Origin of the sequence: Erythrobacter sp. WG, assembly GCF_026586795.1 — a bacterium.
GTDB lineage: Bacteria > Pseudomonadota > Alphaproteobacteria > Sphingomonadales > Sphingomonadaceae > Erythrobacter.
In genome coordinates this window covers 1-22,605 of record NZ_JAPFGY010000016.1, presented here as the reverse complement: position 1 = coordinate 22,605, position 22,605 = coordinate 1, and the positions used below count along the sequence as shown (strand labels likewise).

At 69.0% G+C, this 22,605-nt stretch carries 22 protein-coding genes, 1 tRNA gene and 1 pseudogene; 11 read left to right on the top strand and 13 right to left on the bottom strand.

Features of this window, described 5'->3' with window-relative positions; genetic code table 11:
- Window positions 1–109: 109 nt before the first annotated feature.
- The 8 genes from OPU67_RS09685 to OPU67_RS09650 all read right to left on the bottom strand — a co-directional run bounded on the left by OPU67_RS09685 (window position 110) and on the right by OPU67_RS09650 (window position 8,748).
- Entirely contained in the window at window positions 110–1,312 is a 1,203-nt protein-coding gene (locus OPU67_RS09685) for a molybdopterin molybdotransferase MoeA (protein WP_267619331.1), read from the bottom strand.
- On the bottom strand, window positions 1,309–1,794 hold the full coding sequence (moaC, locus tag OPU67_RS09680; protein ID WP_267619330.1) for a cyclic pyranopterin monophosphate synthase MoaC: 486 nt from the start codon (window positions 1,792–1,794) through the stop codon (window positions 1,309–1,311). The genes OPU67_RS09685 and moaC overlap by 4 nt, the downstream gene beginning before the upstream one ends.
- Window positions 1,795–1,917: 123 nt before the next feature.
- Complete coding sequence (gene trpC, locus OPU67_RS09675; protein WP_267619329.1) at window positions 1,918–2,709, bottom strand: indole-3-glycerol phosphate synthase TrpC; 792 nt, start codon at window positions 2,707–2,709, stop codon at window positions 1,918–1,920.
- 88 nt (window positions 2,710–2,797) lie between these two features.
- Window positions 2,798–3,793, bottom strand: coding sequence for an anthranilate phosphoribosyltransferase (trpD, locus tag OPU67_RS09670; RefSeq protein WP_267619328.1), 996 nt, complete (start codon window positions 3,791–3,793; stop codon window positions 2,798–2,800).
- On the bottom strand, window positions 3,790–4,401 hold the full coding sequence (locus OPU67_RS09665) for an anthranilate synthase component II (protein WP_267619327.1): 612 nt from the start codon (window positions 4,399–4,401) through the stop codon (window positions 3,790–3,792). Before OPU67_RS09665 ends, trpD begins: the two co-directional genes overlap by 4 nt.
- Complete coding sequence (locus tag OPU67_RS09660) at window positions 4,398–5,282, bottom strand: phosphodiester glycosidase family protein (RefSeq protein ID WP_267619326.1); 885 nt, start codon at window positions 5,280–5,282, stop codon at window positions 4,398–4,400. The genes OPU67_RS09665 and OPU67_RS09660 overlap by 4 nt, the downstream gene beginning before the upstream one ends.
- Entirely contained in the window at window positions 5,279–6,808 is a 1,530-nt protein-coding gene (trpE, locus tag OPU67_RS09655) for an anthranilate synthase component I (RefSeq protein ID WP_267619325.1), read from the bottom strand. Before trpE ends, OPU67_RS09660 begins: the two co-directional genes overlap by 4 nt.
- Before the next feature lie 8 nt (window positions 6,809–6,816).
- Entirely contained in the window at window positions 6,817–8,748 is a 1,932-nt protein-coding gene (locus tag OPU67_RS09650; RefSeq protein WP_267619324.1) for a peptidylprolyl isomerase, read from the bottom strand.
- 254 nt (window positions 8,749–9,002) lie between these two features.
- Between OPU67_RS09650 and tpiA the strand changes: the two genes are divergently transcribed.
- From tpiA to OPU67_RS09635, 3 genes are all read left to right on the top strand, one after another.
- On the top strand, window positions 9,003–9,776 hold the full coding sequence (tpiA, locus tag OPU67_RS09645; protein WP_267619323.1) for a triose-phosphate isomerase: 774 nt from the start codon (window positions 9,003–9,005) through the stop codon (window positions 9,774–9,776).
- Between the two features lie 119 nt (window positions 9,777–9,895).
- Window positions 9,896–10,279, top strand: a complete 384-nt coding sequence (secG, locus tag OPU67_RS09640; RefSeq protein WP_420708994.1) for a preprotein translocase subunit SecG — start codon at window positions 9,896–9,898, stop codon at window positions 10,277–10,279.
- Between the two features lie 127 nt (window positions 10,280–10,406).
- A complete protein-coding gene (locus OPU67_RS09635; RefSeq protein ID WP_267619321.1) occupies window positions 10,407–12,044 on the top strand; it encodes a CTP synthase in 1,638 nt (545 codons plus the stop codon).
- Between the two features lie 418 nt (window positions 12,045–12,462).
- On the opposite strand, the gene OPU67_RS09630 is transcribed toward OPU67_RS09635, so the two are convergent.
- Entirely contained in the window at window positions 12,463–12,930 is a 468-nt protein-coding gene (locus OPU67_RS09630; RefSeq protein WP_267619320.1) for an Hsp20 family protein, read from the bottom strand.
- 151 nt (window positions 12,931–13,081) lie between these two features.
- Here OPU67_RS09630 and grxC point away from each other — a divergent pair, with 151 nt between their 5' ends.
- From grxC to OPU67_RS09610, 4 genes are all read left to right on the top strand, one after another.
- On the top strand, window positions 13,082–13,345 hold the full coding sequence (gene grxC / locus OPU67_RS09625; protein WP_267619319.1) for a glutaredoxin 3: 264 nt from the start codon (window positions 13,082–13,084) through the stop codon (window positions 13,343–13,345).
- The gene (locus OPU67_RS09620; RefSeq protein WP_267619318.1) at window positions 13,345–14,184 is read left to right on the top strand and encodes a carbon-nitrogen hydrolase family protein; all 840 of its coding nucleotides are present in this window, start codon (window positions 13,345–13,347) and stop codon (window positions 14,182–14,184) included. The genes grxC and OPU67_RS09620 overlap by 1 nt, the downstream gene beginning before the upstream one ends.
- Window positions 14,181–14,651 (top strand): DUF1178 family protein, encoded by a 471-nt coding sequence (locus OPU67_RS09615; RefSeq protein ID WP_267619317.1) that lies wholly within the window; start codon window positions 14,181–14,183, stop codon window positions 14,649–14,651. The genes OPU67_RS09620 and OPU67_RS09615 overlap by 4 nt, the downstream gene beginning before the upstream one ends.
- A 28-nt stretch (window positions 14,652–14,679) precedes the next feature.
- Window positions 14,680–14,756: transfer RNA gene (locus OPU67_RS09610), tRNA-Arg, on the top strand.
- A 264-nt stretch (window positions 14,757–15,020) separates the two neighbouring features.
- Here the strand turns inward: OPU67_RS09610 and OPU67_RS09605 are convergent.
- Together OPU67_RS09605 and OPU67_RS09600 are read right to left on the bottom strand one after the other, a co-directional pair.
- A complete protein-coding gene (locus OPU67_RS09605; RefSeq protein ID WP_267619316.1) occupies window positions 15,021–16,244 on the bottom strand; it encodes an MFS transporter in 1,224 nt (407 codons plus the stop codon).
- Window positions 16,241–17,158 carry a haloalkane dehalogenase gene (locus OPU67_RS09600; protein ID WP_267619315.1) on the bottom strand — a complete coding sequence of 306 codons (918 nt, stop codon included), beginning with the start codon at window positions 17,156–17,158 and terminating at the stop codon, window positions 16,241–16,243. Before OPU67_RS09600 ends, OPU67_RS09605 begins: the two co-directional genes overlap by 4 nt.
- 135 nt (window positions 17,159–17,293) lie before the next feature.
- On the opposite strand from OPU67_RS09600, the gene OPU67_RS09595 reads away from it, so the two are divergent.
- The 4 genes from OPU67_RS09595 to OPU67_RS09580 all read left to right on the top strand — a co-directional run bounded on the left by OPU67_RS09595 (window position 17,294) and on the right by OPU67_RS09580 (window position 21,529).
- The gene (locus tag OPU67_RS09595) at window positions 17,294–18,463 is read left to right on the top strand and encodes an acyl-CoA dehydrogenase family protein (protein WP_267619314.1); all 1,170 of its coding nucleotides are present in this window, start codon (window positions 17,294–17,296) and stop codon (window positions 18,461–18,463) included.
- A gap of 97 nt (window positions 18,464–18,560) precedes the next feature.
- On the top strand, window positions 18,561–18,890 hold the full coding sequence (locus OPU67_RS09590; RefSeq protein ID WP_267619313.1) for an FtsB family cell division protein: 330 nt from the start codon (window positions 18,561–18,563) through the stop codon (window positions 18,888–18,890).
- A gap of 116 nt (window positions 18,891–19,006) precedes the next feature.
- Window positions 19,007–20,122, top strand: coding sequence for a pyruvate dehydrogenase (acetyl-transferring) E1 component subunit alpha (gene pdhA / locus OPU67_RS09585; RefSeq protein WP_420708991.1), 1,116 nt, complete (start codon window positions 19,007–19,009; stop codon window positions 20,120–20,122).
- Window positions 20,123–20,125: 3 nt separating this feature from the next.
- Window positions 20,126–21,529 carry a pyruvate dehydrogenase complex E1 component subunit beta gene (locus tag OPU67_RS09580; RefSeq protein WP_267619311.1) on the top strand — a complete coding sequence of 468 codons (1,404 nt, stop codon included), beginning with the start codon at window positions 20,126–20,128 and terminating at the stop codon, window positions 21,527–21,529.
- Between the two features lie 21 nt (window positions 21,530–21,550).
- Here OPU67_RS09580 and OPU67_RS09575 read toward each other — a convergent pair whose 3' ends face one another.
- Both OPU67_RS09575 and OPU67_RS09570 read right to left on the bottom strand, forming a co-directional pair.
- Window positions 21,551–22,255: a TadE/TadG family type IV pilus assembly protein gene (locus OPU67_RS09575; RefSeq protein WP_267619310.1), complete on the bottom strand. Its 705-nt coding sequence runs from the start codon at window positions 22,253–22,255 to the stop codon at window positions 21,551–21,553.
- Window positions 22,252–22,605, bottom strand: a pseudogene (locus tag OPU67_RS09570) (pilus assembly protein); the annotation flags it as partial. The gene OPU67_RS09575 and the pseudogene OPU67_RS09570, both read right to left, overlap by 4 nt.

Sequence of the window (22,605 nt, the reverse complement as noted above, 5' to 3'; positions counted from 1 at the left end):
ATCGCGGTGCTTTGCTGCACTTTCGCCCGCCATTAAGGTGAACGAACAAGGAACAATTAGGCAACTGTTGGAATGCTGTCAACAGGACCGCGCGGCAAACGCCAGCATTTCAGCCATTCCGGAGCAGGTAGACCGTGACCGGCGTGCCTGCGGTGAGCGTCGGGGCGTGGGCGGGGCGGTCGATCAGCGCGTCTGCCGCTGCCAGCGCGGACAGCGCCGAGGAATCTTGCGATCCGGCGAGCCGCACCGCATCGCCCTCGCGCACCGCGCGCAGGAACTCGCGCCGGGGGCCGACCGCGGGCAGATCCTCGCCCGCCACGAGCGTCACCGGGCGGGGCAAGGCCGCGCGCTCGCCAGCCGCCGCGCGCACCAGCGGCAGCGCGAAAAGGAAGGCGGTCACGAAGCTCGAGACCGGGTTGCCGGGCAGGCCGAGGATCACCTGGTGACCTTCCGCATGGCGGCGAGTCGCCACCAGCAGCGGCTTGCCGGGCTTGATCGCCACGCGCCAGAAGTCGGTCTCGGCGCCCCATTCGGCAAGCGCGGGCTTGATGAGATCGTGATCGCCCACCGAGGCCCCGCCCGAGGTCACGAGGATGTCGGCGCTTTCCGCCTGCGCCAGCGCGGCGGCGAGCGCGGCGCGATCGTCCGGCACCGGGCCGATGCGCTTAACCTCGCAGCCCCATTCGCCCAGCATCGCGGCGATCATCGCCCCGTTGCTCGCCGGGATCTGGTGGGGGAGACAGGCGGCGGGATCGGCGCTGAGCTCGTCGCCCGAATCCAGCACCGCCACGCGCAGGGTGCGGGCGACGGGAAGACTTGCGTGCCCGCCGGCCAGCGCCAACGCGATTGCCGCAGGGGTCAGGCGCGTGCCGCGCGCGAGCAGCCGGTCGCCGGCGTGGAAATCCAGCCCGCGCGGGCGGATGTGGCGGCCGGGCGGGGGGACTTCGGTGGCGGCGATGATGCCATCGGTGTCGACCGCGTCCTCCTGCATCAGGATGCGGCCCGCACCCGGCGGCACCATCGCCCCGGTCGAGATCCGCGCCGCCTCGCCTTCTCCCAGCACCTCGCGATAGGGCGCGCCCGCGCGGCTTTCCCCGACGAGCCGCCAGGGGCCTTCGCCTTCGCCGAGGGCATAGCCGTCCATCGCCGAAAGGTCGGCCGGGGGCTGGGTGCGGGCGGCGAGAAGGTCCTCGGCGAGCACGCGGCCGAGCGCGGTCTCGGCGGGGACGGTCTCGGCCGCGATCCGCGGGGCGAGGGCGAGCAGGCGGGCCTGCGCTTCCTCGAGCGCGAGCGGCGGCGGTAGTGCGCTCACGGTTCCGCCCGCCAGTCGCCCGACTTGCCGCCGGTCTTTTCGACGAGGCGGAGGTCGGCAATGACCATGCCCTTGTCGACGGCCTTGGCCATGTCGTAGATTGTCAGGAGTGCGATCGAAGCGGCTGTCATCGCTTCCATTTCCACCCCGGTCTTGCCGGTGAGGGAGGCGGTGGCGGTGACACGGATCGCATGGGCGCCGTCGCTCTCCTCGAAGGCAAAGTCGACCGTCACCGCCTCGAGCCCGAGGGGGTGGCACAGCGGGATGAGCTCGCCGGTGCGCTTCGCGGCCATGATCCCGGCGATGCGCGCGGCGGCGAGGACGTCGCCTTTGGGGGCGTTGCCGTCGCGGATCGCGGCGAGGGCCTGCGGCGACATGGCGATGCGCCCGCTGGCGACGGCGCGACGCTGCGTCTCGGCCTTTCCGCCGACGTCGACCATCCGCGCGGCGCCGGTCTCGTCGAGGTGGGTGAGCTTGGTCATGGGCCCTCCTATCCGTTCGCCTCGAGCAAAGTCGAGAGGCCGGTGCATGGTGTCTCGACTGACGACAGAATGTCGGCTGCCTGCCCTGAGCCTGCCGAAGGGCTCGACACGAACGGGTCCGTGCTAGTCGGCGCCGATCAGCGCGCGGGTGGCGGCGGCGATATCGTCAGCCCGCATCAGGCTCTCGCCGACGAGGAAGGTGCGCACCCCATGGGCGGCGAGGCGGTCGCAGTCGGCGCGGGTGGCGATCCCGCTTTCGCCGACCAGCAGCGTGCCTTCGGGGGCGAGGGGGGCGAGGCGCTCGGTGGTGGCGAGGTCGGTGGTGAAGGTCCGGAGGTCGCGGTTGTTGACCCCGATGAGGCGCGAGCGGAGGTGTGCGGCGGCGCGGGCCATCTCGGCCTCGTCATGGACCTCGACGAGGACGTCCATGCCGTGCTCGCGCGCCGCCGCCTCGATCTCGGCCATCTGCGCGTCGGACAGGGCAGCGACGATGATGAGGATCGCGTCGGCGCCGATGGCGCGGGCCTCGAGGCATTGCCAGGGGTCGACCATGAAGTCCTTGCGCAGGACGGGCAGATTGCAAGCGGCGCGTGCCTGCACGAGGTAGTCCTCGTGGCCCTGGAAATAGGGCGCGTCGGTGAGGACCGAGAGGCAGGCGGCGCCGCCCTCTTGATAGGCCCGGGCGTGGTCGGCCGGGCGAAAGTCGGCGCGGATCAGGCCCTTCGACGGGCTCGCCTTCTTGATCTCGGCGATCAGGGCAAAGCCGGAGGCGGCGCGCGCGCGCAGGGCGGCCTCGAAGCCGCGCGGAGGGTCTTGCGCGGCGGCGGCTTCGGCGAGCGCGGCGGTGGTCATCGCGGCCTTGCGGGCGGCGACTTCCTCGCGCTTGGTGGCGCAGATTTCCTCGAGCTTGTTCATGGTCTCATGCCTTTGCCGTTCGCCTCGAGCGAAGTCGAGAGGCCCGTGCGGTGTATCTCGACGTCGCTCGACACGGACGGGATGGGTGTTATCTGGCGAGCGCGATCCACTTGTCGAGCAGCGCCAGGGCCGCGCCCGAGTCCAGCGCCTCGGCGGCCATCGCCGCCCTTTCGCGCCAGTCGCCGCCGCGCCCGGCGACGGTCAGCGCGCCGGCCGCGTTGAACAGCACCGCGTCGCGATAGGGCCCGGGGGTGCCCATCAGCAGGGCCTTCAGGGCCGCCGCATTATGTTTCGCATCGTCGCCCCGGATCGCCTCGATGGGCGCATGGGGCAGGCCCGCCGCGTCCACTGCGATCCGCTTCATCCGGAAGGTGTTGCCCGTCACCACCGCCACCTCGTTGCCGCCCGCGATGCTCAGCTCGTCCAGCCCCTCGTCGCCCGAGACGATCAGCGAGCGCCCCGTGCCGAGCCGTGCCATCGCGCCGGCATAGATGGGGACGTAGGCCGGGCGGGCGATGCCGATCAGCTGGCTTTCCACGCGCGCGGGGTTCGACAAGGGGCCCATCAGGTTGAAGATCGTGCGCTTGCCGATCCGCTGCCGGATGGGCTGGATGCGCGCCATCGCCGGGTGGTGGTTCTTGGCGAAGAGGAAGCAGATGCCGATTGCGGCGAGGGTCTTTTCCGCCGTGCGCCCGGCGGCGTCCATGTCGAGGCCGAGCGCTTCGAGCGTATCCGCCGCTCCCGCCTTCGAAGAGGCGGCGCGGTTGCCGTGCTTGGCGACCGGTACGCCGCTTGCCGCGACCACCAGGCTGACGGCGGTCGAGACGTTGAGGGTGTGATGCCCATCGCCCCCCGTGCCGCAGACGTCGATCGCCCCGGCGGGTGCGTCGATGGGGATCAGCCGCGCCCGCAAGGCCCGCGCCGCGCCGGCGATCTCGTCGGCGGTCTCGCCGCGTTCCGAGAGGGCGACGAGGAACTGCGCGATCGCTTCTTCCGAGGGCGCCCCGTCGAGGACGACGCCGAAGGCCGCCTCGGCCTCGGGCTCGGTCATGGGGGCGGGGGTGATGGCGGGGAGCAGGCTCATGCGCGCAATGCCTCGGGAAGGACGGGCGCCATCCCGCAGGCGCGCAGGAAATTGGCGAGGAGCGCGTGACCGTGTTCGGTGGCGATGCTTTCCGGGTGGAACTGCACCGAATGGATCGGGAGCGAGGCATGGCGGAAGCCCATACAGCTGGGGTGATCGGCGCCGGGCGTTTCGGCATGGGCGTTGGCGACGAGCTCTTCCGGCACATCCACCACCTCGAGGCTGTGGTAGCGCGTGGCGATGAACGGCGAAGGCAGGCCCGCAAAAACCCCCGTCCCGTCATGCGTCACGGGCGAGGTCTTGCCATGCATCAGCCCGCCGCGCTGTACCGTTCCGCCGAAATGCTGCCCGATCGCCTGATGCCCGAGGCACACGCCCATCAGCGGCCTTGCCGCATCGGCACAGGCCGCGACCAGATCGAGGCTGATCCCGGCCTCGTTCGGCGTGCAGGGGCCGGGGGAGATGAGAAAGCCCGCCGCGTTCGTCCGCAGCGCCTCGGCGGCGGTCAGCGCGTCGTTGCGCTCGACCCGCACCTCGGCGCCCAGCTCCATCAGGTAATGGACGAGGTTGAAGGTGAAGCTGTCGTAATTGTCGATGACGAGAATCATGGTGCCGGTGTCCCTGCCGCTGGCTGCGATGCCGCCATCTGCCGCTTGGTCACGACGATGATCGGGCCGACGCGGCCGCCGTCCTGCCGCCCGCCCGCCGGGTCCCACAGGCTCGAGACCGCGCCGTCGAGATAGAGCGCGTTTCGCACCTTGAGCACGTCGCGGAAATAGCGGGCGAGCTGGCCGAAGCTGATCGGCGCATCGCTGATGACGAAATGCGCCTTGCCGGCGGCATCCACGCCCACGCCGTTGCGGACCGCGCGCGAGGGGCCGTTGTCCTGGATCTCGGGATGGAGCTTGCCGTCCACCAGCAGCAGCGGGCCCGACTGGGTGCCGAATTCGGGCCGTTCGCCGACGGTGTCGAAGAAGGTGTTGCTGCCCAGCACCCGCCAGCTGCCCCCGCTGCCGAAGAACACGCCGTTGGGCTTCATGTAGAAATTGCCGGTGCCTTGCCCACGGTCGAGCTCCTTCAGCCGCTCGCCCTTCTCGACGTAGTAGCCGATCGCCCTCAAATCATCGCCATACATTCCGCCGTTCATGGCGAAGGCGATGGTGGCGGGATCGACCGTGGCGGCGAACTTGGCGAGGCTGGCATAGGGCTGCCTGTCCGGCCCGAGGTTCGCCATGCGGATGCGGTGCCGCGCGGGATCGGCGATGCAGTGGGTGAGGGGCACGCCCTCGAAGGTGACGCTCTCGCAGGCCGAGGGGCCGAGATCGGGCGCCGGGCTCGCCTCTGACGTCGGATCGGGCGAGGGCGCCTCGATGATGCCCTTGCCGTCGAGCACGGTGCGGGTGACGGGCTGGCCTTCGGGGCTTTCCGAGCAGCCGGACAGCGCGAGCGCGAGGGCGGTGAGGCGGGCGAGGCGGGCGAGGCGCTTCATTGCCCGTACCCCGGCTCGCCAGCGACGCGCACCGCCTCGCGCGCGGCGGCGATCAGCGCGCCCGCCTTGGCGCGGCATTCGGCGAGTTCGTAGTCAGGGTCGGAATCGGCGACGATCCCGGCTCCGGCCTGCACGTGCATGACCCCTTCCTTCACGACCGCCGTGCGCAGGACGATGCAGGAATCGAGGCTCCCGTCGGGCGCGAAATAGCCGACGCCACCGGCATAGGCGCCGCGCGTCTCGGGCTCCAGTTCGGCGATGATCTGGCAGGCGCGGATCTTCGGCGCGCCGGAGACGGTGCCGGCGGGGAAGCCTGCAAAGAGCGCATCGAGCGCGTCCTTCGCCGGATCGAGCCGCCCGACGACGTTGCTGACGATGTGCATGACGTGGCTGTAGCGCTCGATGGTGAAACTGTCCGTCACCTCCACCGTCCCCGCGGCCGCCACGCGCCCTACGTCATTGCGCCCGAGGTCGAGCAGCATCAGGTGCTCGGCGCGCTCCTTTGGATCGGCGAGGAGGCTGGCCTCGTTGGCCTCATCCTCCTCGCGCGTCTTGCCGCGCGGGCGGGTGCCGGCGATCGGTCGGATCGTCACCTCGCCCTCGCGCACCCGGACGAGGATCTCCGGGGAGGAGCCGACCAGCGCGAAGCCTGGAAGGTCGAGGAAGTAGAGGAAGGGCGAAGGGTTCACCCGCCGGAGCGCGCGGTAGAGCGCCAGCGGGGGGAGCGGGAAAGGGCAGGTGAAGCGCTGGGCGAGCACCACCTGGAAGATGTCGCCGGCAAGGATGTAGTCCTTGGCCTTGAGGGCCATCGCCTTGTAGTCATCGGGCGCGATCACGGGCGCCAAGTCGGGGAGGCTCTCCGGCAGCGCCGCGCGGCTCTCGGTTGGCATGGCTTGCCCGAGCTGGCTCAGGGTCGCATCGATCCGCTCGCCCGCGCGGGCGACGGCGGCTTCGGGGTCGCTGGCCTGCCACACCGGCGCGACCGCGAACAGCGCGTTGGTGAGGCCGTCGAACACCAGGATCACCGTGGGCCGCACGAACAGCATGTCGGGAAGCTGGAGCGGGCTGTCCGGCGCGCGCGGCAGGGTCTCGACGAGGCCGATCGTCTCGTAGCCGAGATAGCCCACCAGGCAAGCCAGCGCCGGGGGCAGGCCCTCGGGCAGGGGATCGATCCGGCAGGCATCGGCGAGCGCGCGCAGTTCGGCGAGCGCATCGCCGGGGAGCGGGACGAAGGCTTCGCGGTCGGCCTTCCAGTCGCGGTTGACCTCGGCGGCGTTGCCGTGCGCGCGGAACACCAGATCGGGGTCGAGCCCCAGCAGGCTGTAACGCCCGCGCACCTCGCCGCCCTCGACACTCTCGAGCAGGAAGTCGCCGCGCCCGGGCACGATCAGCCGCCGCCCTGCGCCCACCGGCGTGTCGCTGTCGGCGATGATCCGCCGCCACACCAGCGACGGCCTGCCCTGGGCAAGCGCGGCGATGGCGGCGGCGGCGTTCTCGGGCAGGCCTGTCGTCGCGGCAGCGGTCACGGGCTGCCTTACTGGTCGCCGACCAGCCGCTTGCGCACGGCGGCGAGCGACGCGTCGTTGCGGGTGACGCCCAGCTCCTTGCGCATCGCGGCCGAAGCCTGGCGGGCATATTCCCCGGTCAGCGCTTGGCCGAGCTGCTGGCGGGTCTGCCCGACCAGTCCGGGCTCGCTGTCGACCGGCAGGGTGGTGATGTCCTCGAGGTTGACGACAAACCAGCCAAGGTTGCCCGGCGCCTCCAGAACCTTGGCGGTGCCCTTGGCCATGCTGAACATCAGCACAAGCGGCGGGGGCACGCGCTGGCGCTGCTGGGAGAGAAGCTGCCGCCGCGTGAGGTCGATCCGCTCGCGCTCGAAGGGCTTCTGCTCGGCCGCGAGCGCCGCATCGAGCGACGTCCCGCCGCGCACCTTGGCGAGAATGCGGTCGGCGGCCTGCTTGGCAAGCACGGCGCCCTGCGCGCGCTTCCATGCCGCGACGGCCGCCTCGCGCACCTCGCCGAGCGGCGGGGCCGCGGCCTCCTCGATGCGCGCGACCTCGAAGATCACGAAGTCCTGGCCCGGCACCACTTCGGCGAGCTGCGGTTCGCTCTCCTCCATCTGGAACGCGGTCTGGAGCACGGGGGCGAGCTGCGGCACGATCTGCGCGCCCGGCTGCCCGAACACGGTGCCGTTGGCGAGCAGGGGCGGGGTGGTCTCGACGGTGAGGCCGTAATCCTTGGCGACGTCGGCGAGCGCGGTGCCGCCGTCGACCTCGCCCTCGATCTGCGAGACCCGGTCGGCAATCGCGGCGGCGCGCTTTTCGGCGGTGAGTGCCTGGGTGATCTCCGGGGTGGCCTGGGCGAGGGTGCGCGCCGGGGTGCGCTCGATCCGGTCGACCCGGGCGACATACCAGCCGAGCGCGCCCTGCGCGGGCTCGATCACGGCGCCCTCGGCAGCGGCGAAGGCATTGGTGGCAAAGGCCGCGCTGGTCGTATTGCCGAGCGCCGCACGCTCGCGCGCCTCGCCCTTGGCGGCGCTGAAGCCGGCTTCGCGCGCGACCGTCTCGAGCGACGCGCCGCCGCGGATTCGCGCGGTCAGCGCACGGGCGGCGTCCTGGGTGGGCACGACGAAGCTGGTGATCGCGCGCTTCTCGCTCGCCGCATACTTCGCGGCATCCTTCTGGTAGCGCGCGGCGATCTCGGCGGCGGTCGGCGCGGCGTCGACCTTGAGGCTGTCGGCGCTGAACACCGCGAAGCGCAGCGTGCGGCGTTCCGGGCGGATGAAGGCGGTGCGGTTCTCGGAATACCAGGCGGAAAGCTGCCCGTTGGTGGGGTTGCCCGCCGGCGCGAAGGCCGCCGAGGGAATCAGCGCAATGTCGCCCCGGCGCTTCTCCAGCACCAGCGCGGCATACTGGCGCGCAACCTTCTCGGGCAACCGCGGCGCGGCGATCGCTGGGCGCAGCAATTGCTGGTCGAGCAAACCATCGGCCAGGTCGCGGCGGAACACCTGATCGGTCAGCCCGCGCGAGCGCAGCGCGCCCAGATAGGCCTGCTCGTCGAACTTGCCGGTCACGCCGAGGAAGGCGGGGATCTTGAGGATCTCGCTGTTCACCAGATTCTCGCCGGCCCTCAAGCCATGGCGGCGCGCATATTCGCCCACCGCAAACCGATCGATCAACTGATCGACCACCTGATCGAAGCCGCCCTGCGCGACGAATTCGGGCATGGTCAGCGTCGGGTTCTGCTGGCGCACCTGATCGAGCGCATTGTTCATCGCGATGTCGAGTTCGGCGACCGGCACCGCCCTGCCGCCGACCACCGCGATCCGGTCGCCGTTCGCCACGCCCCCGAAAGTCGCGCCGGTGATGTCGGACGCCGCGAAGGCGAGCGCCATCAGCCCGAGGAAGGCGAGAACGATCGGCAGGCCGATCTTGGAGGCGAAGAAGCGGCGGAAGAAGGAAATCATCTGTGTCGGGACCCGTGTCGAGGCTGGCAGAAGGCGGGACGCGCGCGGCGCCAGGGGTGCCGCACCCCGGACGGGGCACGGTGCAGGGCGCGCTTTAGAGCCCCTGCGACCGCGCGGCAACAGGTGAGCGCGGCTTTTGACAGGCGTAACGCCGACGGCTAGCGGACGCGGCCCGGGGACACTACAGCCGATCCGAGAATCGCACGGCCCCCGGGCACACCCCTCTCCCTTTCTCGAAGTGCAGGACTGAACGCATGACCCGCCGACCCTATATCGTCGGAAACTGGAAGATGCATGGCACCCGCGCGATGCTGTCCGAAGCGCGCGCCATCGATCGTGCCGCCCAGCGTCTCACCAAGGTCGAGGTGGCGCTGGCGCCGCCTTACACGCTGATCCACCCGATCCATCGCGAGGCCGAGCAGATCGCCGTCGGCGCGCAGGATTGCCACCATGCCGAGGGCGGGGCGCACACCGGCGACATCTCGGCGGCGATGATCGCCGATGCAGGGGCGACCTTCGTCATCCTCGGCCACTCCGAGCGGCGCCAGGACCATGGCGAGAGCGACGCGCTCGTGCGCGCCAAGGCCGAGGCGGCCTTGGCGGCGGGTCTCAGGGTCATCATGTGCTGCGGCGAGACACTGGAAACCCGCGAATCGGGCGGCGCGGCCGCCTTCGTGCGCGCCCAGCTCACCGCCTCGCTGCCGCCGGTGGACGCCATGCCCGCCGACATCGCCGACCGCCTGTGCATCGCCTACGAGCCGATCTGGGCGATCGGCACCGGCGTCGCCGCCACAACGGACGATATCGCCGCCATGCACGGCGAGGTCCGCGCGCTGCTGGTCGAGCTGCTGGGCGAGGAGCACGGTCCCGAGGTGCGCATCCTCTATGGCGGTTCGGTGAAGCCCGACAACGCGGCGGCGATCTTCGCCGTGCCCGAGGTGCGTGGCGCGCTGGTGGGCGGGGCGAGCCTCACCGCCGACAGCTTCATGGGCATCGCGCTCGCCGCGAGCGACCCGCTCGAAAGCTGAGCCGGGCACGGCTTTCCCCCGCCGGGCTTGCCGCGCGGGGAAAGCGGCCCTACATGGCGCGCAAATGACAACCGGGCGTGTGGAAACGCGCCCCGCTCCCGCGAGACCTTTCCATGTCGATCTTCCTGTTCCTTTCCGTGATCCAGGCGATCATCGCCGCAGCGCTGGTCGGCGTCGTGCTGATGCAGCGCTCCGAAGGGGGCGGCCTCGGCATCGGCTCGAGCCCGGGGGGCGCTTTCGGCGCGCGCGGAGCGGCGGACTTCCTGACCCGTTCTACCAAATGGCTGGCGATCGCCTTCGTCTCGCTCTCGATCGTGCTTGCCGCGCTCGCGGTGCGCGAAAGCCGGGTGGGCGGGGTGACCAGCACGCTCGATCGCACTGTGCCCGCAGCGCCGATCGACCCGCTCGCCGATCCGGCGGCGGTTCCGGCTCCGTCGGTCCCGGCGCCCGCTCCGGCAGGCAACGGCACGGCGCCCGCCGCCCCGGCTGCGCCCGCGCAGTAAAACGCAACCCGGCGGGCCGTGCGCGGTCCGCCTGCTCCCCTGTTCGACGGCACTGTGGATGGCGCCGCCTTGGCGCGGTGCAATCCGCTTGCCCCGAATCCGCTTGTTTGCTTAAGGCCCGAATCCCATGGCGCGGTTCATTTTCATCACCGGCGGCGTGGTTTCCTCGCTCGGCAAAGGTCTCATGGCGGCATCGCTCGCGGCGCTGCTCCAGGCGCGCGGCTACAAGGTCCGCATCCGCAAGTTCGACCCCTACCTCAACGTCGATCCGGGCACGATGAGCCCCTACCAGCACGGCGAGGTCTACGTGACCGACGACGGCGCGGAGACCGACCTCGATCTGGGGCATTACGAGCGCTTCACCGGCGTCTCCTCGCGCCAGAGCGACAACATCACCTCGGGGCGCATCTACCGCGACATCATCGCCCGCGAGCGGCGCGGCGACTATCTCGGCGCGACGGTGCAGGTGATCCCGCACGTCACCGACGCGATCAAGGAATTCGCCCTCGCCGACCAGGGCGACAACGACTTCATCCTGTGCGAGATCGGCGGGACGGTGGGCGACATCGAGAGCCTGCCCTTCATGGAGGCGATCCGCCAGCTCAGGAACGAGCTCGAGCCGTGGCAGACGGTCAGCGTCCACGTGACGCTGGTGCCCTACATCAAGGCCGCGGGCGAGCTGAAGACCAAGCCGACCCAGCACTCGGTGCGCGAGCTGGCCGCATTGGGGATCAAGCCCGACATCCTGCTGTGCCGCGCCGAGCACCCCATCCCGGAGAGCGACCGGCGCAAGATCGCGCAGTTCTGCAACGTGCGGCCTGAGGCGGTGATCCCGGCGCTGGATGCGCCCTCGATCTATTCGGTGCCGCAGCAATACCATGCCGAGGGCCTCGACCGCGAGGTGCTGCGCGCCTTCGGCATCACCGATGCGCCCGAGCCCGACCTCACCTCGTGGACAGACGTGACCGATCGTCATTTCAATCCCGAGGGCGAAGTTACCATCGCCGTCGTCGGCAAGTATGTGGGCCTGCCCGATGCCTACAAGAGCTTGAACGAGGCGCTGATCCACGGCGGGCTCGCCAACCGGGTCAAGGTCAACATCAAGTGGATCGACGCCGAGATCTTCGAGGGCGAGGACGACAGCCAGATCATCGCCGCGCTGGAGCCCATGCACGGCATCCTCGTGCCCGGCGGCTTCGGCGAGCGCGGGAGCGAGGGCAAGATCGCGAGCGTGCGCTTCGCCCGCACCCGCAACATCCCGTTCTTCGGCATCTGCCTGGGGATGCAGATGGCCTGCATCGAGGGCGCTCGCGCGGCGGGGTTCGAGAAGGCCTCCTCGACCGAATTCGGCCCGACCGACACGCCGGTGGTGGGCATCATCACCGAGTGGATGAGCAAGGAAGGCCTCCAGAGCCGCGCCGAGGGCGGGGACCTGGGCGGCACGATGCGGCTCGGGGCCTATCCGGCCAAATTGAGCCCCAACAGCCACACCTCGCGCATCTATGGCGGCGCGGAGCTCATCTCCGAGCGGCACCGCCACCGTTACGAGGTCAACAGCGCCTTCATCGAGCCGCTCGAGAAACAGGGCCTGATCTTTGCCGGCATGAGCCCCGACGGGCTGCTGCCCGAGATCGTCGAGCGGCCCGACCATCCGTGGTTCGTCGGCGTGCAGTTCCACCCGGAGCTGAAGTCGCGCCCCTTCGATCCGCACCCGCTGTTCGCCGGCTTCATCGCCGCCGCGCTGGAGCAATCGCGACTCGTCTGAGGCGTTCGGCCGGGCGATTTCCCGTGGGTAACTTCCGGCCGGCGATCATTTCCGCATTGCCGCGGGCACACCCGCCACCCGCGATAAGCTAGGCTTTGCAATCCTTTGTTTCGCAACACAGACTTGCGACCCGGCAAGCTTGCGGAACTTGCAGATAAGTCTTGCGCAGCAACGCTATTCCGCATTAGACCGCTGGCGGGGTTTCACCGTTTGTGAGGGTTCGAACGCCCAATGTGGCACGTCTCCGCCCATCCGGCGAAGCGGGGCGGGCGGGCACGGGCGACCGGTCCTCGATAACGAGCTTGCCCGGTTGTGTAAGTCTTCTGCGACCCGGACGGACACGGCCAGGCGAGGCGACGCAAGTCGCAGGGGGCGGACCACGAGGTCCGCCCCCTATTCAATTCAGCATCGGCAAAATTCAGGCCGCGTCGCTCTCGCCGGTCGGCACCGCAGTCAGCGTCGCGGTGCCGCCGATCGCGATCTTGCGCGGCTTCATCGCATCGGGCACCTCGCGCACCAGGTCGATGATCAGGAGGCCATCGGCAAGGTCCGCACGCTCGACCCGCACGAAATCGGCGAGCTCGAAGCGGCGCTCGAAGCCGCGGTTGGCGATGCCGACATGGATCAGCTCGGAGCCGTCCTCGACCTCCTCGCGCTTCTTGCCAGCCACGACCAGCAGGTTCTGCTGCGCTGTGATGTCGATGTCCTGCGGCCGGAAGCCCGCCACGGCCAGCGTGATGCGGTAATTGTCCTCGCCGCGGCGCGAGATGTTGAAGGGGGGGTAATTGTCGCCCGCGTTGAGCCGCGCCTGGTTCTCGAGCAGGTCGAACAGGCGGTCGAAGCCCACGGTGGAGCGGCGGTAGGGGGTGAAATCGAAACGGGACATGGGCACAAATCCTCTGATGAGCGATTTTCGTCTGACGCGGGCCTGCCGGATGCAGCACCCGCCTTGCCGCCTTGTGCGTTTCCCTAAGACTGGCGAAACGCGGCGACCGGCCTTATCTGGTTTTCCGAGAAACGCTTTCAAGAGGTGCCAAATGGCCGCCCCCAGGATCGATATCTACACCAAGTTCGGCTGTCCTTTCTGCGTGCGCGCCAAGCGCCTGCTGACCGAGAAGGGCGCGGAGTTCACCGAGCACGATATCACGCTTGGAGGCCCCGGGCGCGACGAGATGCTTGCCCGCGCGCCGAATGCCATGACCGTGCCGCAGATCTTCATCGGCGAGACCCACGTGGGCGGCAGCGACGATCTCGCCGCGCTGGAGCGCGCCGGCAAGCTCGACGCGCTGCTGGCGGGCTGATGCCGACAATTGCCGTTCTGCAAATGACCTCGGGGATCGATCCCGAGGCCAATTTCGCGGCGATCGTTCAGGCTGCGCATACGGCGGCAGGGCAGGGGGCGGCGATGCTCTTTACCCCCGAGATGTCGCTCCTGCTGGACCGCGACCGGGCGCGGGCGGCGCCGAAGATCGTTGCGCAGGACCAATCGCCCTTCGTGCCGCAGCTTGCCGGGCTGGCAGAGGAAACGGGCCTCACCATCGCCTTGGGGTCAATGGCGGTGGCGGCGGCGGCGGCGGGCGGCGACCGGAACGCCAATCGTTCGATGCTGTTCGCGCCCGGCGCGGCAGAGCCGGTCATCTACGACAAGATCCATATGTTCGACGTCGATCTCGCCACCGGCGAGAGCTGGCGCGAAAGCAACGCCTATCGGCCCGGCGCGGCGGTGGTCACGGTCGAGGAGACGCCGGTGGGCCGGCTCGGCCTTGCGGTCTGCTATGACCTGCGCTTCCCCGCGCTGTTCGGCGCCCTGGGCGACCGGGCCTGCGACGCGATCGCCGTCCCCGCCGCCTTCACGAAGCCCACCGGCGCAGCGCACTGGCACGTCATGCTGCGCGCCCGCGCGATCGAGGCGCAGGCCTTCGTCATCGCCGCCGCGCAGGTCGGCCGCCACGCGGACGGGCGCGAGACCTACGGCCACAGCCTCGTCGTCGATCCGTGGGGCGAGGTGCTGCTCGACATGGGCGGGAAGGAGACGGGCCTCGGCTTGTGCGACATTGACCTCGCCCGCATCGCCGCCGTGCGCGCGCAGGTGCCCGCTCTTGCCAACCGGCGGGAAATCGTCACATCGCACGTGTCATGATCGTCTACGACCTGACCTGTTCCGGCGGCCACCGTTTCGAGGGGTGGTTCGGCTCCTCGGGTGACTTCGAGGACCAGCGCGTGCGCGGCCTGCTCGCTTGCCCCACCTGCGGCTCGGCCGAGGTTGCCAAGGCGCCGATGGCCCCCGCCGTGCCCGCCAAGGGCAACCAGCGGCAGGAGGTGCTCCCTGCGCAAGCCGCGCCGCAGCCGATGGCCAACACACCGATGCCCCCCGAGGTGCAGCAGGCGCTCGCCGCGCTCGCCAAGGTGCAGGCCGAGGTGCTCAAGAACAGCACGTGGGTCGGCGACAGGTTCGCCGAGGAGACCCGCAAGATGCATTACGGCGAGCGCGAGGAGGCGCCGATCCACGGCCAGGCGAGCCTCGCCGAGGCGAAGGCGCTGATCGAGGAGGGCGTGGCCGTAGCCCCGCTGCCGTTCCCGGTCGCGCCGCCGGAAAAGTTGAATTGAGACGCCGCGCTGCTATGGGAAGCGCCGGGACCCCGTAGCTCAGCAGGATAGAGCATCAGATTCCTAATCTGAGGGCCGCGCGTTCGAATCGCGCCGGGGTCACCATTCCCCCGATCTCCGCTCGATCGCCTCGGCAAGCGGCCTTGCGCCGACAGCAGGCGCAAAAAAGGGCGCTCGGTCCAACCGGAGTGGCGAGGTTTTCTCGCCATTCGGTATTCGACCGTAACGCCCTCCTTGGGGAAAGGCATTCGGCTTAACCGGAGTGACGATGATCCAACATCGCCGATCGGTAAGTAGCCGTAGCGCCCTTCGAACACTCGTTTACCGTCAAAAGGTTAACAAGTGGTGAAGGTGTAAATCCCATGCCTGTCAGCGTGAATTGACATCTACGGTTCTCCGCCAACGCCGCTCGGCGTGGAAGGCGAGGGCGACGATGCCGCTCGACATGGCCGAAAGCAGCACGCAGGTTGCGCCCCAGCCGCCCCATTCGAACACCGCCGTGCCCGCCGCGCTGCCGATCGCGCCGCCGATGAACATGACGACGATATAGCTGGTGGTAAGCCGCGTGCGGATTTCGGGCGCGAGGGCGAAGAGCGTCATGCGCCCGGTCACGTCGATGCTCGGGCCGACGAGGTTGGTGATGAACAGCGGCACCAGCACAGCCCAGATCGAGAAGCCCAGCGGGTAGAACAGCGCGATGCCGGTAAACTGGACGCAGGCTGCCGCGATCCGCGCGCGGCGCGGCCCCACCCGGTCGGCCCAGCGCCCGAGGCGCGGGGTGGTGACGACGCTCACCGCAGCGATCGCAGCAAGGTAGCCGACATCGTCGGTGCCGTAGCCCAGCTCCGGTCCGGTCAGGTGCAGCGCGAGGGCCAGCCAGCTCGCGGTGAAGATCGCGAAATTGAGCCCCTGCATCGCTGCCGACAGGCGCATGTCGGGGTGCCTTGCCGCAAGGGTGAAGACCGATGCGATCAGCGCGCCGTAGCCCGTGCCGGGCTGCTTCGGCGCGGCGCCCTCGCTGCGCATGGCGAAGGGCAGGTAGGCGGTCACCGCCAGCATCAGCACGAAGGCGCAGACATAGACCGTGTGCCAGTCGGCGCGGGCGGCGATGATCCCGGCACCGACGCGGGCGACGAGGATGCCGAAGATCACCGCCGCCGTCAGCTGGGCGGTGACCTGCCCGAGCCGTTCCGGCGCGACCCGCTTCGAGGCGAAGGCGGGGATCAGGTAGGGCGCGATGGTGACGAAGCCGAGCAGGGTCGAAGCGGCGGTGAACAGCGCGAAGGAGGGCGCGATCACCATCGCGCCGAGGCAGGCGGTCTGGCCGGCGACGAAGATCAGGCATAGCCTGCGGTTCGACACGAAGTCGCCGAGCGGCAGCAGCAGCAGGATGCCGAGCGCCAGCGCGAGCTGGTTCAAGGCCGGCACCAGCCCGATCCGGGCCTCGCCCACGTCGAAGGCGCGGGCGACGTCGCCGATCATCGGGTGGATGTAATAGGCATTGGCCGTCACCACCGCGATGGTGAGCGCGAGCGCCCGCTCCTGCGTGCGGGTCAGGTAGGCGGCACGCGGGAGGGGCGCTGCGACGTTCAAGCGAGGAAGCCTGCCTTGCGGGCCATTGCGATCACCCCTTCGGCCAGCGCTTCGGGATGATCCTCCTGGCTGAAGTGCCCGCACTTGGACAGCATCGCATGGGGCAGGCCTCCGGCGCCCCTGATGCGGCCGGCTAGCTGGGGCCCCGCCTGTCCGAGCACGGGATCATCCTCGCCGAACAGGGTGAGGAAGGGCTTGTCGAAGGCGGCGAGGCCTTCCCACGCGGCCTTGTTGTCGGCGACGCCCGGCTTGTCGTCCTCGATGGGCACGAGCTGCGGGAAGGCGCGGGCACCGGCCTTGCTGGCCTCGTCGGGAAAGGGCGCGTCGTAGGCGGCGACCTCTGCGGACGAGAGGGTCGTCTGGCAGCCCCGGTCCATGATCCCGCCGATCCGGAAGTCGGGCGAGGCGCGGGCGAATTCGCGCCACGCGAGGAAGCCTTCCGAGGCCTTGCCGCCGCCCGTGGGGAGGAAGGTGTTGGAAGCGACCACGAAAGCGAAGCGATCGGGCTCCTGCCCGACCATCCTGAGGCCCAGCAGCCCGCCCCAGTCCTGGCAGAACAGCCCGGCGACCTGCGGGACCACGGCGTTGCGCCACTGTTTCAGCCAGTCGACATGGCGCGCATAGGTGTAGAAGCTCTGCTCGGCGGGCTTGTCGCTCTTGCCGAAGCCGATGAGATCGGGGGCAAGGCAGCGGAAGCCCGCCGCCACCAGCAGCGGAATCATCTTGCGGTAAAGGTAGGACCACGAGGGCTCGCCGTGGAACAGCAGCAGCGGCGGCGCGTCCTTCGGCCCCTCGTCGAGATAGTGCATCCTCGCCCGGAACCCTTCGCCGAGCTCGACGGTCAGCCAGTTTTCGGCAAAGGCGTAGCCCGGCAGGTCGGCAAAGCGCGCCGGATCGTGGGCGATGATCTGCATGAGGTTGTCTCCCGTCTGTGCATGGGGGTGAGTAGCAGATCGAAACGGGATTGCCATGCCCCCGGTCTTTCGCGAAAGCAGCCATGTGATGAGGTGGACGCGAAGCCTTGCGCGCCGCCATGGAGGAGAGACCGCGTGCCCCTATCCGCCCAGGAACCCGAGGAACTCGCCGCAATCCGCAGCGCGGTGCGCAGCCTGTGCGATGGCTTTCCCGGGCAATACTGGCGCGCCAAGGATGCGGCCCGCGAATATCCGGGCGAGTTCGTGAACGCGCTCACCGCAGCAGGCTTCCTCGCCGCGCTGATTCCCGCCGAGCACGGCGGCAGCGGCCTCAGCCTGGAGGCGGCCTGCGTGATCATGGAGGAGATCCAGGCTTCGGGCTGCAACGGCTCCAGCGCGCACGCGCAAATGTACATCATGAACACCCTGCTGCGTTACGGCTCGGCCGAGCAGAAGGCGGCCTATCTTCCCCGCATCGCCAGCGGCGAGCTGCGCTTGCAGGCCTTCGGAGTATCGGAACCCACCAGCGGAACGGACACCCTCAGCCTCAAGACCCGCGCGGTTCGCGATGGCGACCACTACGTGGTTAACGGCCAGAAGATCTGGACCAGCCGCGCCGAGCATTCCGACCTGATGCTCCTCCTCGCCCGCACCACCCCGCGTGAGGAGGCGGCGAGCAAGACCGAGGGGCTGTCGATCTTCCTCGTCGATATGCAGGCCGCTCTGCAAAACGGCATGACGGTGAAGCCGATCCGCACGATGATGAACCACTCGTCCTGCGAGGTGTTCTTGGACGATCTGCGCATCCCCGCCTCGGCGCTCGTCGGGGAGGAAGGGAAGGGCTTCCGCTACATCCTCTCCGGCATGAACGCCGAGCGCATCCTGATCGCCGCCGAGTGCATCGGGGATGCCAAATGGTTTATCGAGAAGGCGACCGGCTATGCCAAGGACCGCAGCGTCTTCGCCCGGCCCATCGGCCAGAACCAGGGCGTCCAGTTCCCGATCGCGCGCTGCTACGCCCAGATGCGCGCCGCCGAGCTGATGGTCCACCACGCCGCGCGGGTCTATGACGAGGGCGGCAATCCCGGCGAGGAGGCCAATATGGCCAAGCTGCTCGCCTCGGAGGCGAGCTGGGCGGCGGCGGATATGTGCGTCCAGACCTTCGGCGGCTTCGGGTTCGCCGAGGAGTACGATGTGGAGCGCAAGTTCCGCGAGGCGCGGCTCTACACCGTCGCGCCGATATCGACCAACCTCATCCTTTCCTACCTTGCCGAACACGTGCTCGGGCTGCCGCGTTCCTACTGATCTTTGCGCGATTCCCACGCATTACGCCGCATGGCCCTTGCAGCGGATCGCCAAGTGTGATTCTGTGGCTGGCGACAGCAGGGGGTTTTTCGCAACGATGCGCAGGGCAGGGACCGAGAGCAGGCTGAAGCCGTTCGTGGCGCTGGCCGCGTTGCTGCTGCTGGCGGGCTTCGCCGTGGCGGGCCCCACCGGGCTGCTGGCGTGGAGCGAGAACGCCGCCGCGCTCGAGGCGCGCAAGATCGAAATCGCGCAGCTCACCCACGAGCGCGACGGCCTGCGCAACCGCGTGAAGCTGCTCGATCCGGCCGCCGCCGACCCGGACCTCGCCAGCGAGCTGGTGCGCGAGCATCTCGGCGTGATGCGCGAGGACGAGGTCGTGATCACCCTCGACGAGGATCAGGACCGGGCGGGGCCGACCATCCCCTGATTTTGCGCAAACCCGTGATTTCGTATGCGGGTTTCGTTTTCTGCAACGGCTTGCCGTTGCGTCACCCTTGCGAGCCTGCCTATAGGGGGACGGATCGTAAGGCGCTTCTCCTCCCCATGAGCGCGCCAAAGAGAGGGAATCTTGTCTTGGCCCGAAAGCCTGCCAAAGCGCCTGAACCGGCGAACCCGACCGTTGCCGCGAGCGACGACACCGACTTCCTCCTGCATTCGCTTCAGGACGCCTTCGCGGCGAACAAGCGCTACGCTGCCTCGGAGGCCGAGATGCTGGAATTCTATCGGCAGATGCTGCTGATCCGCCGCTTCGAGGAGAAGGCGGGCCAGCTCTACGGCCTCGGCCTGATCGGCGGGTTCTGCCACCTCTACATCGGCCAAGAGGCAGTCGCGATCGGCTTGCAGTCGGCGCTCGACAATGACCGCGACAGCGTCATCACCGGCTATCGCGACCACGGGCACATGCTCGCCTACGGGATCGATCCGAAGGTCATCATGGCCGAGCTCACCGGCCGCGAGGCGGGGATTTCCAAGGGCAAGGGTGGGTCGATGCATATGTTCTCGACCGAACACAAGTTCTACGGCGGTCACGGCATCGTCGGCGCGCAGGTTGCACTGGGCGGCGGGCTAGCGCTCGCGCATCAGTACAATGAGGACGGTGGGCTGTGCCTTGCCTATTTCGGCGACGGCGCGGCGAACCAAGGCCAGGTCTACGAGACCTTCAACATGGCTGCCCTGTGGAACCTCCCCATCGTCTTCGTCGTCGAGGACAACCAGTACGCGATGGGCACCGCGACCAAGCGCTCGTCCGCAGAAACCCGCTTCTACCGCCGCGGCACGGCGTTCCGCATTCCGGGGATGGAAGTGAACGGCATGGACGTGCTCGAAGTGCGCGCCGCGGCCGAGGTCGCCTTCGCCCACGTGCGTGCCGGCAAGGGCCCGGTGCTGATGGAGTGCAACACCTACCGTTACCGCGGGCATTCCATGTCCGATCCCGCCAAGTACCGCACCCGCGAGGAAGTGCAGGAACAGCGCGATCACCACGACCCTATCGAGGGCCTCAAGAAGACCCTCATCGAGGCCGGCAAGACCGAGGACGAATTGAAGGCGATCGACAAGGCGATCCGCGCCCAGGTCGCCGAGGCCGCGGACTTCGCCGAAACCTCGCCCGAGCCGGGGCCAGGCGAACTCTACACCGATGTTCTCGTGGAGGAGTATTGAGCCATGGGGATCGAACTGAAGATGCCGGCGCTCTCGCCCACCATGGAGCAGGGCACGCTCGCCAAGTGGCTCAAGGCAGAAGGCGACCGGATCGAACCGGGCGACATCATCGCCGAGATCGAGACCGACAAGGCGACGATGGAATTCGAGGCGATCGATGAAGGCGTGCTCGAGAAGATCCTCGTGCCCGCCGGGACAGAGGACGTGGCCGTCGGCGCGGTGATCGCGCTGATCGCCGGGGAAGGGGAGGAGCCCGCCTCCGCGCCCGCCGCTGAACCCGCACCCGCTGCCGCCGCCGAACCCGAAGTCGCCGCGCGCGGCGAGGAAGGCAAGGGCGAGGCGGGCAGCGCCAAGCCCGCCGCCGAACCCCTGAACGCAAAGGCCAGCACGCCCCGCGATCCCGCGCTTTCCGAAGGCACCACCTTCACCAGCACCACCGTGCGCGAGGCCCTGCGCGACGCGATGGCCGAGGAAATGCGCGCCGATGCCCGCGTCTTCGTGATGGGCGAGGAAGTCGCCGAATACCAGGGCGCCTACAAGGTCACGCAGGGCCTGCTTGCCGAGTTCGGCCCCAAGCGCGTGATCGACACGCCGATCACCGAATACGGCTTCGCCGGCATCGGCACGGGCGCCGCGATGGGGGGCCTCAGGCCCATCGTCGAGTTCATGACCTTCAATTTCGCGATGCAGGCGATCGACCACATCATCAACTCGGCCGCCAAGACCAACTACATGAGTGGCGGCCAGATGCGCTGCCCGATCGTGTTCCGCGGCCCCAACGGCGCCGCCTCGCGCGTCGCGGCGCAGCACTCGCAGAATTACGGGCCGTGGTATGCGAGCGTCCCCGGCCTCATCGTCATCGCACCCTATGACGCGGCCGATGCCAAGGGGCTGATGAAGGCCGCGATCCGCTCGGAAGACCCGGTGGTGTTTCTCGAGAACGAGCTCGTCTACGGGCGCAGCTTCGACGTGCCGGATGTCGAGGACTACGTCCTCCCCATCGGCAAGGCGCGGATCGTGCGCGAGGGCAAGGACGTCACCATCGTCAGCTATTCGATCGGCGTCGGCCTCGCGCTCGACGCGGCGGCGAAGCTGGCTGACGAGGGGATCGACGCCGAAGTGATCGACCTTCGCACCCTGCGCCCGCTCGACAAGCAGACCGTGCTCGAAAGCCTCGCCAAGACCAACCGGCTGATCGTCGCCGAGGAAGGCTGGCCGACCTGCTCGATCGCCTCGGAAATCATCGCGATCTGCATGGAGGAAGGCTTCGACCACCTCGATGCGCCGGTGCTTCGGGTGTGCAACGAGGACGTGCCGCTGCCCTATGCGGCGAACCTCGAAAAGCTCGCGCTGGTCGACGCCGCGCGCATCGCTGAGGCGGCGCGCAAGGTCTGCTACGTCAAGTGAGCCGTGCTCGGCCCGTCCCGATCAGGTCGGGCGCGCCGCCGAGTAGACGTTGCACCGCGCGACCGGACCGCCGGGGAATATCCCGTTCGACGCCGGGCCGCCGGTCAGGTCGCGATTGTCGCGCACGTTGAAGACGGCGGTGTAGACGATCTGCTGATTGTCGAAGAGGTTGAGCGGCGTGATGGAATCGAAGTCGTAGGCGACCTCGACGAACATCACCGCCGTCCCCGGCGCGGCGGTAATGACCCGGCCCGTCGGACCCATGCCGGCAAAGGACGTGCCGGTGCGGCCCGCGCCTTCGACACCGAAGGAGGAGTTGTAGACCTTCGCCCCGCGGCACCGCTGCCACGCGATCCATTGCCCGCCCGCACTGTTTCGTTGCAGGCTCGAGATGATTACCCGCCCTTGCTGGAAAATGCGGATGTTGGCTCCGAGCTGTTCGGCACCGATGAAGGTGTCGGCGACGTCGCGTTCGGTCACCTGGCGCGTCGCGAGCCCGTTCGACGTGCCCACGCGCGAGGCATTGTCGGCAGCCTGCATCGCGACCTGGCTGACCTGCATATGGGTGATCACCAGCAGCGCCGTATCGGTGCCCATCATCCCCATGCCCAGCACCAGGGGCGCGGCAAAGGCGAACTCGACGAAGGCGAGGCCGGATGTGTCGCCGCCCAGGCGCCGGGTCACGCGGCGGACGAGGCGCCGAAGGGTGTTGGCGTTGCGCGTCATGTGCAGTTCCTCACGGTAGTCGTCGCCGCGGCCTGCTGGTCGAAGGGCTGGCTACGCAGCACGGTCGTCGCCCGCAGATTGACGTTCGCCGGCAGCCCGATCATCGAGAACAGCGGGAAGAGGCGGGGGTAGGTGACGTTGGCGGTGTAGACCATGACGTCGCGCGCGCCGCCGATCCCGTCCCGTGCGCGGTCGGCATCCCAGCGATTGTTGTTGTTGCTGTCGACATAGGGGTCGTTCGCGTCGCAGCGACCATTGCTGTTGAGATCGGTGTAATCCTCGGGCGCAGCGACATCCACGAAATCGCGCACCGACTGCTTCTGGAGGGTGACCGTGGGGGGGGGGGGGGG

Bases quoted from the DNA above. Each gene is read 5' to 3' on its own strand.
- OPU67_RS09650 (WP_267619324.1), bottom strand. From the start codon at position 8,748: ATGATTTCCTTCTTCCGCCGCTTCTTCGCCTCCAAGATCGGCCTGCCG.
- OPU67_RS09620 (WP_267619318.1), top strand. From the start codon at position 13,345: ATGCCGACAATTGCCGTTCTGCAAATGACCTCGGGGATCGATCCCGAG.
- OPU67_RS09635 (WP_267619321.1), top strand. From the start codon at position 10,407: ATGGCGCGGTTCATTTTCATCACCGGCGGCGTGGTTTCCTCGCTCGGC.
- grxC (WP_267619319.1), top strand. From the start codon at position 13,082: ATGGCCGCCCCCAGGATCGATATCTACACCAAGTTCGGCTGTCCTTTC.
- OPU67_RS09630 (WP_267619320.1), bottom strand. From the start codon at position 12,930: ATGTCCCGTTTCGATTTCACCCCCTACCGCCGCTCCACCGTGGGCTTC.
- OPU67_RS09600 (WP_267619315.1), bottom strand. From the start codon at position 17,158: ATGCAGATCATCGCCCACGATCCGGCGCGCTTTGCCGACCTGCCGGGC.
- pdhA (WP_420708991.1), top strand. From the start codon at position 19,007: ATGAGCGCGCCAAAGAGAGGGAATCTTGTCTTGGCCCGAAAGCCTGCC.
- tpiA (WP_267619323.1), top strand. From the start codon at position 9,003: ATGACCCGCCGACCCTATATCGTCGGAAACTGGAAGATGCATGGCACC.
- OPU67_RS09665 (WP_267619327.1), bottom strand. From the start codon at position 4,401: ATGATTCTCGTCATCGACAATTACGACAGCTTCACCTTCAACCTCGTC.
- moaC (WP_267619330.1), bottom strand. From the start codon at position 1,794: ATGACCAAGCTCACCCACCTCGACGAGACCGGCGCCGCGCGGATGGTC.
- trpC (WP_267619329.1), bottom strand. From the start codon at position 2,709: ATGAACAAGCTCGAGGAAATCTGCGCCACCAAGCGCGAGGAAGTCGCC.
- OPU67_RS09590 (WP_267619313.1), top strand. From the start codon at position 18,561: ATGCGCAGGGCAGGGACCGAGAGCAGGCTGAAGCCGTTCGTGGCGCTG.
- OPU67_RS09660 (WP_267619326.1), bottom strand. From the start codon at position 5,282: ATGAAGCGCCTCGCCCGCCTCGCCCGCCTCACCGCCCTCGCGCTCGCG.
- OPU67_RS09580 (WP_267619311.1), top strand. From the start codon at position 20,126: ATGGGGATCGAACTGAAGATGCCGGCGCTCTCGCCCACCATGGAGCAG.
- OPU67_RS09615 (WP_267619317.1), top strand. From the start codon at position 14,181: ATGATCGTCTACGACCTGACCTGTTCCGGCGGCCACCGTTTCGAGGGG.
- trpD (WP_267619328.1), bottom strand. From the start codon at position 3,793: ATGAGCCTGCTCCCCGCCATCACCCCCGCCCCCATGACCGAGCCCGAG.
- OPU67_RS09575 (WP_267619310.1), bottom strand. From the start codon at position 22,255: ATGACGCGCAACGCCAACACCCTTCGGCGCCTCGTCCGCCGCGTGACC.